The sequence below is a fragment of the Serratia sp. CY47444 genome, assembly GCF_052168635.1.
GTDB lineage: Bacteria > Pseudomonadota > Gammaproteobacteria > Enterobacterales > Enterobacteriaceae > Serratia > Serratia bockelmannii.
This window is the reverse complement of record NZ_JBJNMH010000010.1, coordinates 1-14,563: the sequence shown is the minus strand read 5'-3', so window position 1 is coordinate 14,563 and position 14,563 is coordinate 1. Positions and strand designations below refer to the sequence as shown.

12 protein-coding genes are annotated in these 14,563 nt (G+C 60.7%); 10 read left to right on the top strand and 2 right to left on the bottom strand.

Translation table 11 applies throughout. The features are described from left to right. Positions 1–118: 118 nt before the first annotated feature. From ACJ8IL_RS14210 to emrB, 6 genes are all read left to right on the top strand, one after another. The gene (locus ACJ8IL_RS14210; protein WP_025304000.1) at positions 119–865 is read left to right on the top strand and encodes an AzlC family ABC transporter permease; all 747 of its coding nucleotides are present in this window, start codon (positions 119–121) and stop codon (positions 863–865) included. After that, complete coding sequence (gene ygaH, locus ACJ8IL_RS14205) at positions 855–1,202, top strand: L-valine transporter subunit YgaH (RefSeq protein ID WP_025304001.1); 348 nt, start codon at positions 855–857, stop codon at positions 1,200–1,202. Before ACJ8IL_RS14210 ends, ygaH begins: the two co-directional genes overlap by 11 nt. 161 nt (positions 1,203–1,363) lie before the next feature. After that, positions 1,364–1,882, top strand: a complete 519-nt coding sequence (gene mprA, locus ACJ8IL_RS14200) for a transcriptional repressor MprA (RefSeq protein WP_025160249.1) — start codon at positions 1,364–1,366, stop codon at positions 1,880–1,882. Between the two features lie 27 nt (positions 1,883–1,909). Continuing rightward, positions 1,910–3,361, top strand: a complete 1,452-nt coding sequence (locus ACJ8IL_RS14195) for an efflux transporter outer membrane subunit (protein ID WP_025304002.1) — start codon at positions 1,910–1,912, stop codon at positions 3,359–3,361. Positions 3,362–3,384: 23 nt separating this feature from the next. Continuing rightward, positions 3,385–4,557: a multidrug efflux MFS transporter periplasmic adaptor subunit EmrA gene (gene emrA, locus ACJ8IL_RS14190; protein WP_043143796.1), complete on the top strand. Its 1,173-nt coding sequence runs from the start codon at positions 3,385–3,387 to the stop codon at positions 4,555–4,557. A gap of 17 nt (positions 4,558–4,574) precedes the next feature. Beyond that, positions 4,575–6,113 carry a multidrug efflux MFS transporter permease subunit EmrB gene (gene emrB / locus ACJ8IL_RS14185; protein WP_043143795.1) on the top strand — a complete coding sequence of 513 codons (1,539 nt, stop codon included), beginning with the start codon at positions 4,575–4,577 and terminating at the stop codon, positions 6,111–6,113. A gap of 60 nt (positions 6,114–6,173) precedes the next feature. Here emrB and ACJ8IL_RS14180 read toward each other — a convergent pair whose 3' ends face one another. Next, positions 6,174–7,262 carry a tRNA/rRNA methyltransferase gene (locus ACJ8IL_RS14180; protein ID WP_025304005.1) on the bottom strand — a complete coding sequence of 363 codons (1,089 nt, stop codon included), beginning with the start codon at positions 7,260–7,262 and terminating at the stop codon, positions 6,174–6,176. A 207-nt stretch (positions 7,263–7,469) separates the two neighbouring features. Here ACJ8IL_RS14180 and trxC point away from each other — a divergent pair, with 207 nt between their 5' ends. The 4 genes from trxC (at position 7,470) to pssA (ending at position 12,898) form a co-directional block, all read left to right on the top strand. Continuing rightward, positions 7,470–7,889: a thioredoxin TrxC gene (gene trxC / locus ACJ8IL_RS14175; protein WP_004928868.1), complete on the top strand. Its 420-nt coding sequence runs from the start codon at positions 7,470–7,472 to the stop codon at positions 7,887–7,889. Between the two features lie 115 nt (positions 7,890–8,004). Then, the gene (locus ACJ8IL_RS14170) at positions 8,005–8,694 is read left to right on the top strand and encodes a tRNA-uridine aminocarboxypropyltransferase (RefSeq protein WP_038629863.1); all 690 of its coding nucleotides are present in this window, start codon (positions 8,005–8,007) and stop codon (positions 8,692–8,694) included. A gap of 48 nt (positions 8,695–8,742) precedes the next feature. Next, positions 8,743–11,391, top strand: a complete 2,649-nt coding sequence (locus tag ACJ8IL_RS14165; protein ID WP_442516614.1) for a bifunctional acetate--CoA ligase family protein/GNAT family N-acetyltransferase — start codon at positions 8,743–8,745, stop codon at positions 11,389–11,391. 151 nt (positions 11,392–11,542) lie between these two features. Further along, complete coding sequence (gene pssA, locus ACJ8IL_RS14160; RefSeq protein WP_442516613.1) at positions 11,543–12,898, top strand: CDP-diacylglycerol--serine O-phosphatidyltransferase; 1,356 nt, start codon at positions 11,543–11,545, stop codon at positions 12,896–12,898. 36 nt (positions 12,899–12,934) lie between these two features. Here the strand turns inward: pssA and ACJ8IL_RS14155 are convergent, their stop codons facing one another. Beyond that, complete coding sequence (locus tag ACJ8IL_RS14155; protein WP_025304008.1) at positions 12,935–14,245, bottom strand: MFS family transporter; 1,311 nt, start codon at positions 14,243–14,245, stop codon at positions 12,935–12,937. Positions 14,246–14,563 lie beyond the last annotated feature (318 nt).

The following is a 14,563-nucleotide window of genomic DNA, read 5'->3' as shown; positions in this document are numbered from 1 at the left end:
TCGTGCAAATAGTCACTAAAGAAATTTATTAGCGGTGCAGGGTATAAACATTACTTACTCTCTGGTAATGTTCTGGGCATAAACTATTGAAGTCCTATCTACCCTGCGATCCACAACCATGCAAAGCCAAGCTGCAGACAGCCTCAATCCGCCCGCCGTCAGCGCCACCTTCGCCAACGGCGTCGTCGACAGTTTGCCGATCGTCATCGGGTATGTCCCGGTGGCGTTCGCCTTCGGCCTCAGCGCCGTCAAACTGGGCTTTTCCCCGCTGGAAAGCCTTTTCTTCTCCTGCATCATCTACGCCGGCGCCAGCCAGTTCGTGATCACCGCCCTGCTGAGCGCCGGCATGTCGCTGTGGGTCTCCGCGTTGACGGTGATGGCGATGGACGTGCGCCACCTGCTGTACGGCCCGGCGCTGCGTCACCGTATCGTCTCGCGCATGTCGCCCGGTAAAACGGCAATGTGGGCTTTTGGTCTGACCGATGAGGTCTTCGCCGCCGCCACCGCCAAGCTGATGCGCAATAACCGCAGCTGGAGCGAAAACTGGATGCTGGGCATCGCGCTCTGTTCCTGGCTTTCCTGGGTAGCCGGCACCGCGCTCGGCGCGCTGTTCGGCAACGGCCCGCTGGAGCAGTTCCCGGTGATCGAGGCCTCGCTGGCCTTCATGCTGCCGGCGCTGTTTCTCAGTTTCCTGCTGGCTGCTTTCCGGCGCCCGCAGAGCCTGACCATCGCTGCCTCATTGGCCGGTGCGCTGCTCGGCGTGGTGCTGTTCTCCATCCCGGTCGCCATTTTGGCCGGCATCGGCGCCGGTTGCGTCGCCGCTCTGTTCCAACCTGCCCCTGCGGAGGCCAGCCATGAACACTGATGTGCTGGTGATCGGCCTGGTGGTGGGTTGCGCCAATTACCTGTTCCGTTATCTGCCGCTGCGGCTGGCGCCGGCGCGCGCCCAGCCCGGCCTCAAACGCGGTAAAGCCGCCCTGCTACTCGACAGCATTGGCATCGCCTCGATCTGCGCCCTGCTGGTGGTCTCCAGCACGCCGGTGGTGATGCGCGAACCGGACAAGCTGCTGCCGACGTTGGCGGGGTTCGCCGCGCTGGCGCTGTGCTTCTACCGCAGTAAAAGCATCATTCTGTCGACGCTGCTCGGCGCGACGGCCTTTGGCGTCACATTAAAGCTGTTAATGCTTTTCGGTCCAGGCTGACGCCGCGCCGAACGTTTGGCTTCGCTTTGGCGTTTTCATGCGCCACATCTTTACAAACTCTGACAAATGACACGAATTGCTAAATTATCCGCACGGCTGAACATTTACATTATTAGTCACCGTCGTTACTATCTCGAACGAAATTAATGAGGCCCTAAATTATGGAAAGCTCGTTTGCCCCCATAGAACAAATGCTGAATTTCCGCGCCACCCGGCAGAAAGATTTCCCGTATCAGGAAATCCTGCTGACCCGCCTGTGCATGCACATGCAAGGCAAGTTGCTGGAAAATCGCAACAAGATGCTGAAGGCGCAGGGGATTAACGAAACACTGTTTATGGCGCTGATTACCCTGGATGCGCAGGAGAGCCACAGCATCCAACCTTCTGAGCTAAGCTCTGCCTTAGGCTCCTCGCGCACCAATGCGACCCGCATCGCCGACGAGCTGGAGAAACGCGGTTGGATCGAGCGCCGTGAAAGCGATAACGATCGCCGCTGCCTGCATCTGCATCTGACGCCGCAGGGGGAAGAATTTCTCAGTCAACTGCTGCCGCCGCAGCACCAATGTCTGCATTTCCTGTGGTCCACGCTGACCGACGATGAGCAAAAACAGCTGGAACAGCTGACGCGCAAATTGCTGGCACGTCTGGATCAAATGGAAATCACAGAACAGTTATCCTAATTCACAATTTCTGTTCAGGTACCTATTATGCGATCCCCATTTAACTGGAGATTCACCCCGCTGTTCGCCGTATTGCTGCTGGCCGGGTGTGCTTCTACCGATAATATTGCCCCGCAATCCACGCTGATGGATCCGCAGAGCCTGCAGTTGGCTCAGCCGAAAGTCAGTTCGCTGGCCGTCAGCCCGCAGTGGTGGCGCGCCCTCAAGGATCCGCAGTTGGATGCCCTGATGACGCAGACGCTGCAAAACTCGCCGACCCTGCGTCAAGCCGCCGCCCGCGTGCGCGAAGCGCAGAGCGTGGTGGGCGAAGCCAACGCCGCCAACGGGCCGAACCTGGATCTGAACGCCAGCACCCAGCGTCAACGCGTGCCGCAAAACGTCAATATGGGGTTGGGGTATCCGCATAAGCCGATCTATTCAAGCTCCAACTCCCTGGGGTTGAACCTGGCGTACGAATTCGACTGGTGGGGTAAATACCGCAACCAGGTGAACGCAGCCAAAGCGCAAGTGAACGCTGCGCGCGCCGAGCAGGAACAGGCGGCGCTGACGCTGACCAGTTCGGTGGCGTCCGCCTACTACCAGCTGCAAAGCAATCTGGCGCTCGAAAAGCTGCTGCAGCAGGAAGTGAACAACAATGAACGCCTGACCGCGCTGCGCCAACAGCGCTATCAGGCCGGGCTGACCGGCGTCGACGTGCCGCAACAAACCCAGGCGCAGTCCGACGTCGCCAAACAGCAGATTCTGCAGTTGCAGTCGCAAATCGAACAGCTCAGACACCAGCTCGCCGCGCTGGCGGGCCAAGGGCCGAACGCCATGCAGCACTTGCGTCAGGTGCCGTTGCCCGCAGACAACCTGATGGCACCACAGGGCGAGCTGACGGCGGATCTGCTGGGCAAACGCCCGGACATCGCCGCGCAACGCCAGCTGGTGGAGTCTTACAGCCAGCGCGTCAGCGCCGCGCGTAAGGAGTTTTACCCCAGCCTGACCATTTCAGCCTTCGCCGGCCTGATGACCACCAACACCAGTGGCACCAGCCCGAATCTGTTTGAAGCGGCCAGCCAGGCCTGGAACGTGATGCCGGCGATTTCGCTGCCGATCTTCCACGCCGGGGCGCTGCGCAGCAAGCTGGGCGAGGAATCCGCGCTGTATGACGAAGCGGTGGAATCCTATAACCAAACCATCCTGAATGCGGTACAGGAAACCGCCGACGCCATCACCATCCAGCAGAGTTCTGCGCAACAGCAGCTGCAGGCGGCGTCCGCGGCCCAGTCGATGCAACAGGTGTATCAGGTCGCTAACGCCCGTTACCAGGCAGGGATTATCGGGCGCGACGATCTGTTGACCAGCCAGACGCAGCTATTGCAGCAGCAACAGGCGGAGTTAAATGCCAGCAGCAACTTACTGCAGGCGAAGATAGGACTGATCCGTGCGCTGGGCGGTGGCTATCAGGCCCCGGCCGCAGCGGATTCGAAAGCATAATAATATAAGGCTTGGAGAACACCATGAGCGCGAGCGCGGAAATCCAAAACCCGCAGCAGCCGAGCGGCAAAAAGAAGCAGCGTAAATTTTGGCTGCTGTTGCTGACGGTTATTTTCATTGTTATAGGGGTGGCTTACTTAGTGTATTGGTTCCTGGTGCTGCGTCATCATCAGGAAACCGACGACGCCTACGTCTCCGGCAACCAGGTGCAGATCATGGCCCAGGTGTCCGGTAGCGTGAACAGCGTCAATTTCGACAACACCGACTACGTCAAGCAGGGCGACGTACTGCTGACGCTCGATCCGACCGATGCCGAGCAGGCGTTTGAACGCGCCAAAACCGGCCTGGCCAACAGCGTGCGTCAGACCCACCAGCTGATCATCAACAGCAAGCAGTATCAGGCCAACATCGCCCTGCGCAAGACCGATCTGAGCAAGGCCGAGAACGATCTGAAACGCCGCGTGGTGCTGGGCAGCGTTGACGCCATCGGCCGCGAAGAGCTGCAACACGCTCGCGATGCGGTCGACAGCGCCAAGGCCGCGCTGGAAGTGGCGGTGCAGCAATACAACGCCAACCAGGCGATGGTACTGAATACCCCGCTGGAACAGCAGCCGGCAATCCAACAGGCCGCCGCGCAGATGCGTGACGCCTGGCTGGCGCTGCAGCGTACCAAAGTGATCAGCCCCATTACCGGTTATGTCTCGCGCCGCAGCGTGCAGGTCGGCGCGCAGATCGCCGCCGGTTCGCCGCTGATGGCGGTGGTGCCGGCCGATCACATCTGGGTTGACGCCAACTTCAAGGAAACCCAGATCGCCAACATGCGCATCGGCCAGCCGGCAACGGTAGTCAGCGATGTCTACGGCGATGACGTGGTGTATCAAGGCAAAGTGGTCGGTATCGATATGGGCACCGGCAGCGCCTTCTCGCTGCTGCCGGCCCAGAACGCCACCGGCAACTGGATCAAGGTGGTGCAACGTCTGCCGGTGCGTATTGAGCTCGACGCCAAGCAGGTGGCCGATCATCCGCTGCGCATCGGTCTTTCGACGCTGGTGACCGTCGACACCGCCAATCTGGACGGCCGCGTGCTCTCTGACGTGGTGCGCGACAAACCGCTGTACCAGAGCGACGCGCTGGCGTTGAATCTGGCGCCGGTTAACCAGCTGATCGCTGACGTGATCCATGCGAACGCCGGCTAAGCGCGCGGGAGGCCATCTTGCCACAGAAACCGCTTGAAGGCGCCCAGCTCGCCTGGATGACGGTCGCGCTCGCCATGGCGACCTTCATGCAGGTGCTGGACTCCACCATCGCCAACGTGGCGATCCCCACCATTGCCGGTAACCTCGGGTCCTCCAACTCGCAGGGGACCTGGGTGATCACCTCGTTCGGCGTGGCGAACGCCATCTCGATCCCGATCACCGGCTGGCTGGCGAAGCGCATCGGCGAAGTGCGGCTGTTCCTCTGGTCCACCGCGCTGTTCGTCCTCGCTTCCTGGCTGTGCGGCATCTCCAACAGCCTCGGCATGCTGATCTTCTTCCGCGTGATCCAGGGCGTGGTGGCCGGGCCGCTGATCCCGCTGTCGCAGAGCCTGTTGCTGAACAACTACCCGCCCGCCAAGCGAGCGATGGCCCTGGCGCTCTGGTCGATGACCGTTATCGTCGCGCCGATCTTCGGGCCGATCCTCGGCGGTTACATCAGCGACAACTACCATTGGGGTTGGATCTTCTTCATCAACATCCCGATCGGCGCCTTCGTTATCATGGCGGCGATGGCGACGCTGAAGGGGCGAGAAACCAAAACCGAGATCAAACCGATCGACACGGTTGGACTGGTGCTGCTGATCGTCGGCATCGGTTCGCTGCAGGTGATGCTCGATCAGGGCAAGGAGCTGGACTGGTTCAACTCGACCGAGATCATCACCCTGACCGTCGTGGCGGTCGTAGCGCTGTTGTTCCTGGTGGTCTGGGAGCTGACGGATGACCATCCGGTGGTGGATCTGTCGCTGTTCAAGTCGCGCAACTTCACCATCGGCTGCCTGTGCATCAGTCTGGCGTACATGCTGTACTTCGGCGCCATCGTGCTGTTGCCGCAGCTGCTGCAAGAGGTGTACGGCTATACCGCCACCTGGGCCGGGCTGGCGTCGGCGCCGGTCGGGCTGATCCCGGTGCTGCTGTCGCCGATCATCGGCAAGTTCGGCAACCGGCTCGACATGCGCAGGCTGGTGACCTTCAGCTTCATCATGTATGCCGTGTGCTTCTACTGGCGCGCCTATACGTTTGAACCGGGCATGGACTTCGGCGCTTCCGCCTGGCCGCAGTTCGTCCAGGGCTTCGCCATCGCCTGCTTCTTCATGCCGTTGACCACCATTACGCTGTCCGGCCTGCCGCCGGAGCGTATGGCGGCGGCATCGAGCCTGTCGAACTTCACGCGAACCCTGGCGGGCTCGATCGGTACCTCGATCACCACCACCCTGTGGACGCAGCGCGAATCGCAGCACCATTCGCAGCTGACGGAGTTCGTCAACCCGTACAACCCGCAGTCGCAGGAGATGTACCGGCAACTGGAGCAGCTCGGCATGAGCAAGCAGCAGGCGTCGGCGTATATCGCCAACGAGATCACCGCGCAGGGCCTGATCATCTCCGCCAACGAGATCTTCTGGCTGTCGGCCGGGGTGTTCCTGGTACTGCTGGTGCTGGTATGGGTGGCGAAACCGCCGTTCAGCTCTGGCGGCGGTGGGGGCGGCGGCGCTCACTAAGCTTCAATAAACGAAACGGGCGCCCTGGGGCGCCCGTTTTTTTATCCGACGTAGAACAGATTACGCCTGATTCTGACGCCACCAGTCCGCCAGCAGAATGCCGGTCGCCACGGAAACGTTCAGGCTTTCCACTTTGCCGGTGCCGCCGATAGACACGTTCATGTCGCCCTGTTGCCAGGCGCCGTCGCTGAGGCCGTCACGCTCCTGGCCCAGCACCAGCACCATCTTGGCTGGCAGCTTGGCCTGCGCCAGCGCGGTGCCTTTGTGGCTGGAGGTGGTGACGATGGTGTAACCCGCCTTGCGGAAGGTATCCAGCACCGACAGGAAATCATCGGCGTTGATCGCCTTGATGTGCTCCGCGCCGCCTTCTGCGGTACGCACCGCCGCGCCGGACTCCAGCAGCGCCGGATCCTGCAGCAGCACGCCGTTGACGCCAAAGTGGGCGCACGAACGGACGATGGCGCCCAGGTTGTGCGGGTTGCCCACTTCTTCCAGCGCCAGCACGCAGTCGGTCGCCGGTGCGGTTTTCAGGTAGGTCTGCGCATCCAGGCCCTGACGCTTTTTGATCAGGAAGCAGACGCCGCCGTGGTGCTCGGTGCCGGAAGCCTTGGCCAGCTCTTCCTCATCCACCACGTGGTAGGCTTTGCGGTTAGCCGCCATCCAGCGCAGCGCTTCACGGAAGCGCGGCGTGACCGACTGCACGAACCAGGCGCGCACGATCGCTTCCGGGCGGCTGGCGAACAGCGCCTGACAGGCGTTTTCACCGTAAACGCGGGTTTCTTCCGCGCGCTGGCGGCGCAGCTGTTCCGGATCGATGAAGCTTTTGCCACTGATGCCACCGTGATCGAACGCCGGCTCTTCATTCGGTGCCCGCGAGACGGTTCTCCACGGTGACTCGTTGCCACCGCGATCTTCAGTGCGCGCCGGACGGCGAGGACGATCGCTTTCACTGCGGCGGGAGTCGGCGCCGCGGCGATCGTTGCCGCCACGCGCCTTGTCTTGACCAGTGCGGCCCGAGCGCGCACCGTCAGCCGGACGGCCTTTGCCAGCCGGACGTTTATTCTTGTTGCGGTCATCGCCATTGTCGTCGTCATTGCGGACGTACATCACTTTGACTTTACCGTTCTTGCCACTAAATGAATCGTTCATTGTCTTCTCCACCAACGCGCAGGGCGCGAAGATTACCTGATGTTGGTGCACGAAGCCACCAACTTGCGCTAAAAGCTCCCAACTATCACATCCATTGAACAAACCTCATTGTTCACGCGCCGGGTTTTGCCGATAATTGTCAGCATTAAAGAAACATCTCCGCAACCGCGTTGCGGGGACCCGGTTTTCTCAGTACCCGAGGTCAACATGAATACAGTTTGTGCAGCTTGCAATGCCACCAACCGTGTGCCGGAAGAACGTCTGGCGGACAACGCGAAATGCGGCCGCTGCGGCCACGAGCTCTTCGACGGTGAAGTGATCAACGCCACCGCCGCCACGCTGGACCAGTTGCTGCAGGACGATCTGCCGGTCGTGGTCGATTTCTGGGCGCCGTGGTGCGGCCCGTGCCGCAGCTTTGCGCCGATCTTTGAAGACGTGGCCGAAGAGCGCGCCGGCAAAGTGCGCTTCGTGAAAGTGAACACCGAAGCCGAACCGGAGCTGAGCGCCCGTTTCCGCATCCGCAGCATCCCGACCATCATGGTGTTCCGTCAGGGCAAGATGGTCGACATGCTCAACGGCGCGATGCCAAAAGCGCCGTTTGACAACTGGCTCAACGAGTTAGTGTGATTCCGCAAGTATAGGCCGTATCCCGCCATCGCGCGCGAACGCGCCCCGATCGAGCCCGCCCCTCCCGGCGGGCTTTTTTCTGCGTTACAATAGCGGTTTTTCCCCCAGGATCGTTATGACCGACAACGCCGTACTTCGCCTGCGCCAATTCCGTTTAGACCGCGCCACCCGCCCTTTTTTGGCGCGCGGTTGCCGGGTGGCGCGTTGTCAGGGTTGCCTGCTGCCGCATAAAAACTGCCTGTGTGACACCATTCGCCCGCAGCAGGCCGGCAGCCGCTTCTGCCTGATCATGTTCGGCGCCGAGCCGCTCAAGCCCAGCAACACCGGGCGCCTGATCGCCGATATCCTGCCGGACACCCAGGCGTTCCTCTGGTCGCGTACCGAGGTCGATCCCGCCCTGCTGGCAGCCATCAACGATCCGACGCGGCAGCCTTATGTGGTGTTCCCCGCGTCCTACGCCGACGCCGAACGGCCGGTGTTCAATGAGCTGCCCGTCGGCGGTAAACCGCCGCTGTTCATCATGCTGGACGGCACCTGGGCAGAAGCGCGCAAAATGTTCCGTAAAAGCCCGTATCTCAATCAATTCCCGGTGTTTTCACTCAACGTCGATGCCGCATCCGACTATCAGCTGCGCGAAGCCAGCCGCGCCGAGCAGCACTGCACGGCGGAAGTGGCCGCCGCCCTGTTGCAACAGGCGGGCGATCTGCCGGCCGCCGACGGATTGAATCAGCATTTCCGCTATTTCCGTCAACAGTATCTGGCGGGGAAACCGACCCGGCCGGAGGCACCGGTCACAGCAATGTAGCCATAAAGCGCCTAAAATCAGGCGTAACGTTGCCAAAAGGAGCCGTGCATGAGCCAGCGAGGGTTAGAAGCGCTACTACGTCCCAAATCGATCGCCGTGCTGGGCGCTTCGCAGCAGCCGGGCCGCGCCGGCAACCTGATGATGAGCAACCTGCTGGCCGGCGGTTTCGGCGGGCCCATCTTGCCGGTGACGCCGCGTTACAAGGCGGTATGCGGCGTCATGGCCTATCCCGACGTCGCCAGCCTGCCGCTGACGCCGGATCTGGCGATCATCTGCACCCACGCCAGCCGTAATCTGGCGCTGATTGAAGCGCTGGGCCAACGCGGCTGCAAAACCGCCATCGTGCTCTCTTCGCCACCGGAACAGTTCGCCGAGCTGAAGGCCTGCGCTCAGCGCCACGCCATGCGGCTGTTGGGCCCCAACAGCCTGGGGCTGCTGGCGCCGTGGCAGGGCATCAACGCCAGCTTCTCGCCGGTGCCGATCCAAAAGGGCAAGCTGGCGTTTATCTCGCAGTCCGCCGCCGTGGCCAACACCATTCTCGACTGGGCGCAGCAGCGCGAAGTCGGCTTCTCCTACTTCATCGCGCTGGGCGACAGCCTGGACATCGACGTCGACGACCTGCTCGACTTTTTGGCGCGCGACAGCAAGACCAGCGCCATCCTGCTGTATCTGGAAAACATCAGCGACGCACGACGCTTTCTCTCCGCCTCGCGCAGCGCCTCGCGCAACAAGCCCATTCTGGTGATCAAAAGCGGCCGCAGCCAACAGGCGCAATTGCTGCTCAACAGCCAGCTGGGGCTGGACGCCGCTTATGACGCCGCCATCCAGCGCGCCGGCCTGCTGCGCGTGCAGGATACTCACGAGCTGTTCTCCGCGGTGGAAACCCTCAGCCATATGCATCCGCTGCGGGGGGAACGGTTGATGATCGTCAGCAACGGGGCGGCGCCGGCGGCGATGGCGCTGGACGAACTGCTCGGCCGCAACGGCAAGCTGGCGACGCTGAGCGAGGAAAGCCTGGCGACGCTGAGCGATGCGCTGCCGGATTTCATTCGCGCCGGCAACCCGCTCGATCTGCGCGACGACGCCACGCCGCAGCGCTACCTGGCGGCTCTCGAAGCGCTGCTCGACAGCCACGACTATGACGCGCTGCTTCTGATCCATGCGCCGAGTGCGGCGGCGCCGGGCACCGCCACGGCGCAGCGGCTGATTGACGCGCTGCATCGCCATGCGCGCGGCAAGCGCATCACCTTGCTGACCAACTGGTGCGGCGAATACTCTTCTCAAGAGGCGCGCCGGCTGTTTACCGAGGCCGCCATTCCCACCTACCGCACGCCGGAAGGCGCGGTCACCGCCTTTATGCATATGGTGGAATACCGCCGCAACCAAAAACAACTGAAAGAGACCCCGGCGCTGCCGGTCGGCCTGACCGCCAATACCGCCGACGCTCACCGCCTGATCCATCAGGCGCTGGCCGAAGGCGCTACCCAGTTGGATACCCACGAGGTGCAATCCATTCTGCAGGCCTACGATCTGAGCACCCTGCCGACCTGGATCGCCGAAGACAGCGCCGAAGCGGTGCACATCGCCGAGCAGATCGGCTACCCGGTGGCGCTGAAGCTGCGCTCGCCGGATATCCCGCACAAATCGGAAGTTCAGGGCGTGATGCTCTACCTGCGCACCGCGACCGAAGTGCAACGCGCGGCGGAGGCGATCCTCGACCGCGTGAAGCGTACCTATCCTCAGGCGCGCATCCACGGCCTGTTGGTGCAGAGCATGGCCAACCGCGCCGGCGCCCAGGAGCTGCGCATCGCCGTGGAGCAGGATGCCATTTTCGGCCCGTTGATCATGCTGGGAGAAGGCGGCGTAGAGTGGCGCCAGGAAAATCAGGTCGCGGTCGCGCTGCCGCCGTTGAATATGGCGCTGGCGCGTTATCTGGTGCTGCAGGCGGTGAAAGGCGGCAAGATCCGCGGGCGCAGCGCACTGCGGCCTTTAGATATCTCCGGGCTGAGCCGCTTGCTGGTGCAGGTTTCCAACCTGATCCTTGACTGCCCTGAGATCGCCCGGCTGGATATTCACCCGGTGCTGGCTTCCGGCAGCGAGTTCACCCTGCTGGACGTTTCGATGCAGCTCGCACCGTTCAGCGGCGATCCGCAGGCGCGGCTGGCGATTCGGCCTTATCCGCATGAGCTGGAAGAGACCATCGCGCTGAAAGACGGCAGCCAATGCCTGTTCCGCCCGATCCTGCCGGAAGACGAACCGGCGCTGAAACATTTCATCGACCGGGTGACCAAGGAAGACCTCTATTATCGCTACTTCAGCGAGATCAACGAGTTTACCCATGACGATTTGGCCAACATGACGCAGATCGACTACGATCGAGAAATGGCCTTTGTGGCGGTGCGCGCAGACGAGATCATCGGTGTGACCCGCGCGCTGTCCGATCCGGACAACACCGACGCCGAGTTCGCCGTACTGGTGCGTTCCGATCTCAAAGGCGTGGGCCTAGGCCGTCAGCTGCTGGAGAAAATGATCGCCTACGCGCGCGCGCATGGCCTGACCCGCCTGAGCGGCATCACCATGCCGAATAACCGCGGCATGATCGCGCTGGCGCAGCGACTGGGCTTTGGCATCGAGGTGCAGCTTGAGGACGGCATCGTCAATCTGACGCTGCCGCTGCAGGCCGCCGACGCGCAGTGACCTGCGTCGCAATGCGCTACGAATCCACCACTTAACGCCAAAACATACGCACAATCGGGGCAACTAATGGTATTATCGCCCGATTATTCGGTTATTGTTTTTATGCCTGTGGCGTTCCGGCCATCAATCATGAGAGAAGAAACGCACTGTGATGTTGTCAAAATTTAAACGTAGCAAACATCAACAACACCTTGCACAACTGCCCAAACTCCCCCAGACGGTTGCTGATGTTCGTACGTTGTACGCGCCGTCCGATTTTCGCACCACGCTGCTGAGCGCCATCGCCAACGCCACCCAACGCATCTATCTGGTGGCCCTGTATCTGGAGCATGACGACGCCGGGCGCGAGATCCTCAACGCGCTGTATCAAGCCAAGCAGCGTCGGCCCGAGCTGGAAATCTGCGTACTGGTCGACTGGCACCGCGCACAGCGCGGGCGAATCGGCGCCGCCGCCGCCAATACCAACGCCGACTGGTACTGCGCCATGGCCAGCCAACATCCGGAACAGTCGGTGCCGATCTACGGCGTGCCGGTCAATACCCGCGAAGCGTTGGGCGTTCTGCACCTGAAGGGCTTTGTGGTCGACGATACCGTGATCTACAGCGGCGCCAGCATCAACGACGTTTATCTGCATCAGCATGAGAAATACCGTTACGATCGCTACCAGCTGATCACCAATGAGGTGTTGGCCGATACCCTGATCGATTACATCAAGCAGCATCTGCTCACCGCCGGCGCCGTACAACGCCTCGATCGCAGCGATCGGCCGAAAAGCCCGGAGATCAAAAACGAGACCCGTCTGTTCCGTTTCGCCCTGCGCCGCGCGGGTTACCACTTCCGCGGCAAGGCCGGCAACGATGAGCTGGCGTTGACGCCGCTGGTTGGGCTTGGCAAGCAAAGCGTGCTGAATAAAACCATTCATCACCTGATGTCGTGCGCCGACCAGAAACTGACGCTGTGTACTCCCTATTTCAACCTGCCGGCGCTGCTGGTGCGCAACATCATTTATCTGCTGCGCCAGGGCAAACAGGTGGAGATCATCGTCGGCGACAAGACCGCCAACGACTTCTATATTCCGGAGGACCAGCCGTTCAAAATCATCGGCGCGCTGCCCTACCTGTACGAGATCAACCTGCGCCGCTTTCTGAGCCGCTTGCAGCGTTATATCGACACCGGGCAGCTGATCGTGCGTCTGTGGAAGGATGGCGATAACAGCTATCACCTGAAAGGCATGTGGGTAGACGAAGAGTGGCAGCTGATTACCGGCAATAACCTCAACCCGCGCGCCTGGCGGCTGGATCTGGAAAACGCCATTCTGATCCACGATCCCAAGCAGGAAATGCGCGAGCAGCGGCAAAAAGAGCTGGAATGCATCCGCACTCACACCACCGTGGTCGGCCATTATCAGGAGCTGCAAAGCATTCAGCAGTACCCGATCAAGGTGCGTAAGCTGATTCGCCGTCTGCGGCGTATCCGCATCGATCGGCTGATTAGCCGTATCCTGTAAGATGGACTCTGACCCCGGCCAAGGCCGGGGTTTTTATTACAGCTGTATCTCCTTGCCTTTGCGATGCAACCGGAGCGAGACCAGCAACGCCAGCAGGCACATGCCGGAAACGTACCAGAAGAAAGCGTTCTCCACGCCAAACGATTTAAGCGACAACGCGACATATTCCGCCGAACCACCGAACAGGGCATTCGCCACCGCATAAGACAAGCCTACCCCTAACGCGCGTACCTCCGGCGGGAACATCTCGGCTTTAAGCAACCCGCTGATCGCGGTGTAAAAGCTGACAACGAACAGCGCCAACACGATCAGACCGAACGCCATAAAGGGGTTGGTCACCTCTTTCAAGGCAAACAGGATCGGCACCGTCAACACCGTGGCGAAGGCTGAGAAGATCAGCATCGAGCTGCGACGGCCGATTTTGTCCGAAAACGCGCCTACCGCCGGCTGCAGCAGCATAAAGACGAACAGCGCCACGGTCATGATGGCGCTGGCCAGCTTGGCGTCCATACCAGCGGTGTTCACCAGGTATTTTTGCATGTAGGTGGTGAAGGTGTAGAAGGTCAGCGAACCGGCGGCGGTAAAGCCCAGCACCATCAGGAACGCCTTGCGGTTCTTCCACAGCCCCGTCAGCGAACCGGCATCTTTGTGGTTACGCGTCTTCGCATCGGAGGTTTCATTCAGCGAGCGGCGCAGGTACAGCGCCACCACCGCCAACACCGCCCCCAAGGCAAACGGAATACGCCATCCCCAGGCTTTCAGCTCTTCGCCGGACAATATTTGCTGCAAGATCACCAAAACCAGCAGCGCCAACAGTTGCCCGCCGATCAGCGTCACGTACTGGAACGAGGCGTAGAAGCCACGCCGCCCCTTGATTGCCACCTCGCTCATGTAGGTGGCGCTGGTGCCATACTCCCCCCCTACCGACAACCCCTGGAACAGGCGGGCAATCAGCAGCAGCGCCGGCGCCCAGCTGCCGATTGATTCATAAGTCGGCAGGCAGGCGATCACCAGCGATCCGGCGCACATCATGCAGACCGAAATCAGCATCGAGTTTTTCCGGCCATGCTTGTCAGCGATGTAGCCGAATAACCAACCTCCGATAGGTCGCATGAAGAAGCCGGCGGCGAATACCCCGGCGGTTTGCAGCAGCTGTGTCGTACTGTTGCCCGCCGGAAAAAATGAGGCAGCAAAGTAGATTGAGCAGAAGGAGTAGACGTAAAAATCAAACCACTCCACCAGATTGCCTGACGAAGCCCCGACGATAGCGAAAATGCGTTTCTTGTTATCCAGCGCTCCCTGTTCGGTGCCGTGCTCATCCCCAAGAGCCGAGGTTGTTTCTGTCATGATGTTTTCTCCGAGCCATAGCAATGATGAAATTCGGCGTCCTGCCGCCAGGTGTTACTTCATTGTTATTTATAAGTTAACAGCCAAACTTAATAGCGGACGAAGAATATCTGATATTCAGAGAAACAATGCGTTGGTTTTGTGATGAATATTAAACAGTACGATGAAAGCTGAAGCGGATTACAACGGGGATTTTCCATTTTACGCATAGCAAAAAGCCCTGAACGTCAGTTCAGGGCTTTCGGCTTTATTTGATGCCTGGCAGTGTCCTACTCTCGCATGGGGAGACCCCACACTACCATCGGCGCTACGGCGTTT

What these genes read in the sequence shown, in the direction of transcription:
- ACJ8IL_RS14165 (WP_442516614.1), top strand. Translation starts at nt 8,743, where the DNA reads ATGAGCCAGCGAGGGTTAGAAGCGCTACTACGTCCCAAATCGATCGCC.
- ACJ8IL_RS14170 (WP_038629863.1), top strand. Translation starts at nt 8,005, where the DNA reads ATGACCGACAACGCCGTACTTCGCCTGCGCCAATTCCGTTTAGACCGC.
- ygaH (WP_025304001.1), top strand. Translation starts at nt 855, where the DNA reads ATGAACACTGATGTGCTGGTGATCGGCCTGGTGGTGGGTTGCGCCAAT.
- trxC (WP_004928868.1), top strand. Translation starts at nt 7,470, where the DNA reads ATGAATACAGTTTGTGCAGCTTGCAATGCCACCAACCGTGTGCCGGAA.
- emrA (WP_043143796.1), top strand. Translation starts at nt 3,385, where the DNA reads ATGAGCGCGAGCGCGGAAATCCAAAACCCGCAGCAGCCGAGCGGCAAA.
- ACJ8IL_RS14180 (WP_025304005.1), bottom strand. Translation starts at nt 7,262, where the DNA reads ATGAACGATTCATTTAGTGGCAAGAACGGTAAAGTCAAAGTGATGTAC.
- ACJ8IL_RS14155 (WP_025304008.1), bottom strand. Translation starts at nt 14,245, where the DNA reads ATGACAGAAACAACCTCGGCTCTTGGGGATGAGCACGGCACCGAACAG.
- ACJ8IL_RS14195 (WP_025304002.1), top strand. Translation starts at nt 1,910, where the DNA reads ATGCGATCCCCATTTAACTGGAGATTCACCCCGCTGTTCGCCGTATTG.
- pssA (WP_442516613.1), top strand. Translation starts at nt 11,543, where the DNA reads ATGTTGTCAAAATTTAAACGTAGCAAACATCAACAACACCTTGCACAA.
- mprA (WP_025160249.1), top strand. Translation starts at nt 1,364, where the DNA reads ATGGAAAGCTCGTTTGCCCCCATAGAACAAATGCTGAATTTCCGCGCC.
- ACJ8IL_RS14210 (WP_025304000.1), top strand. Translation starts at nt 119, where the DNA reads ATGCAAAGCCAAGCTGCAGACAGCCTCAATCCGCCCGCCGTCAGCGCC.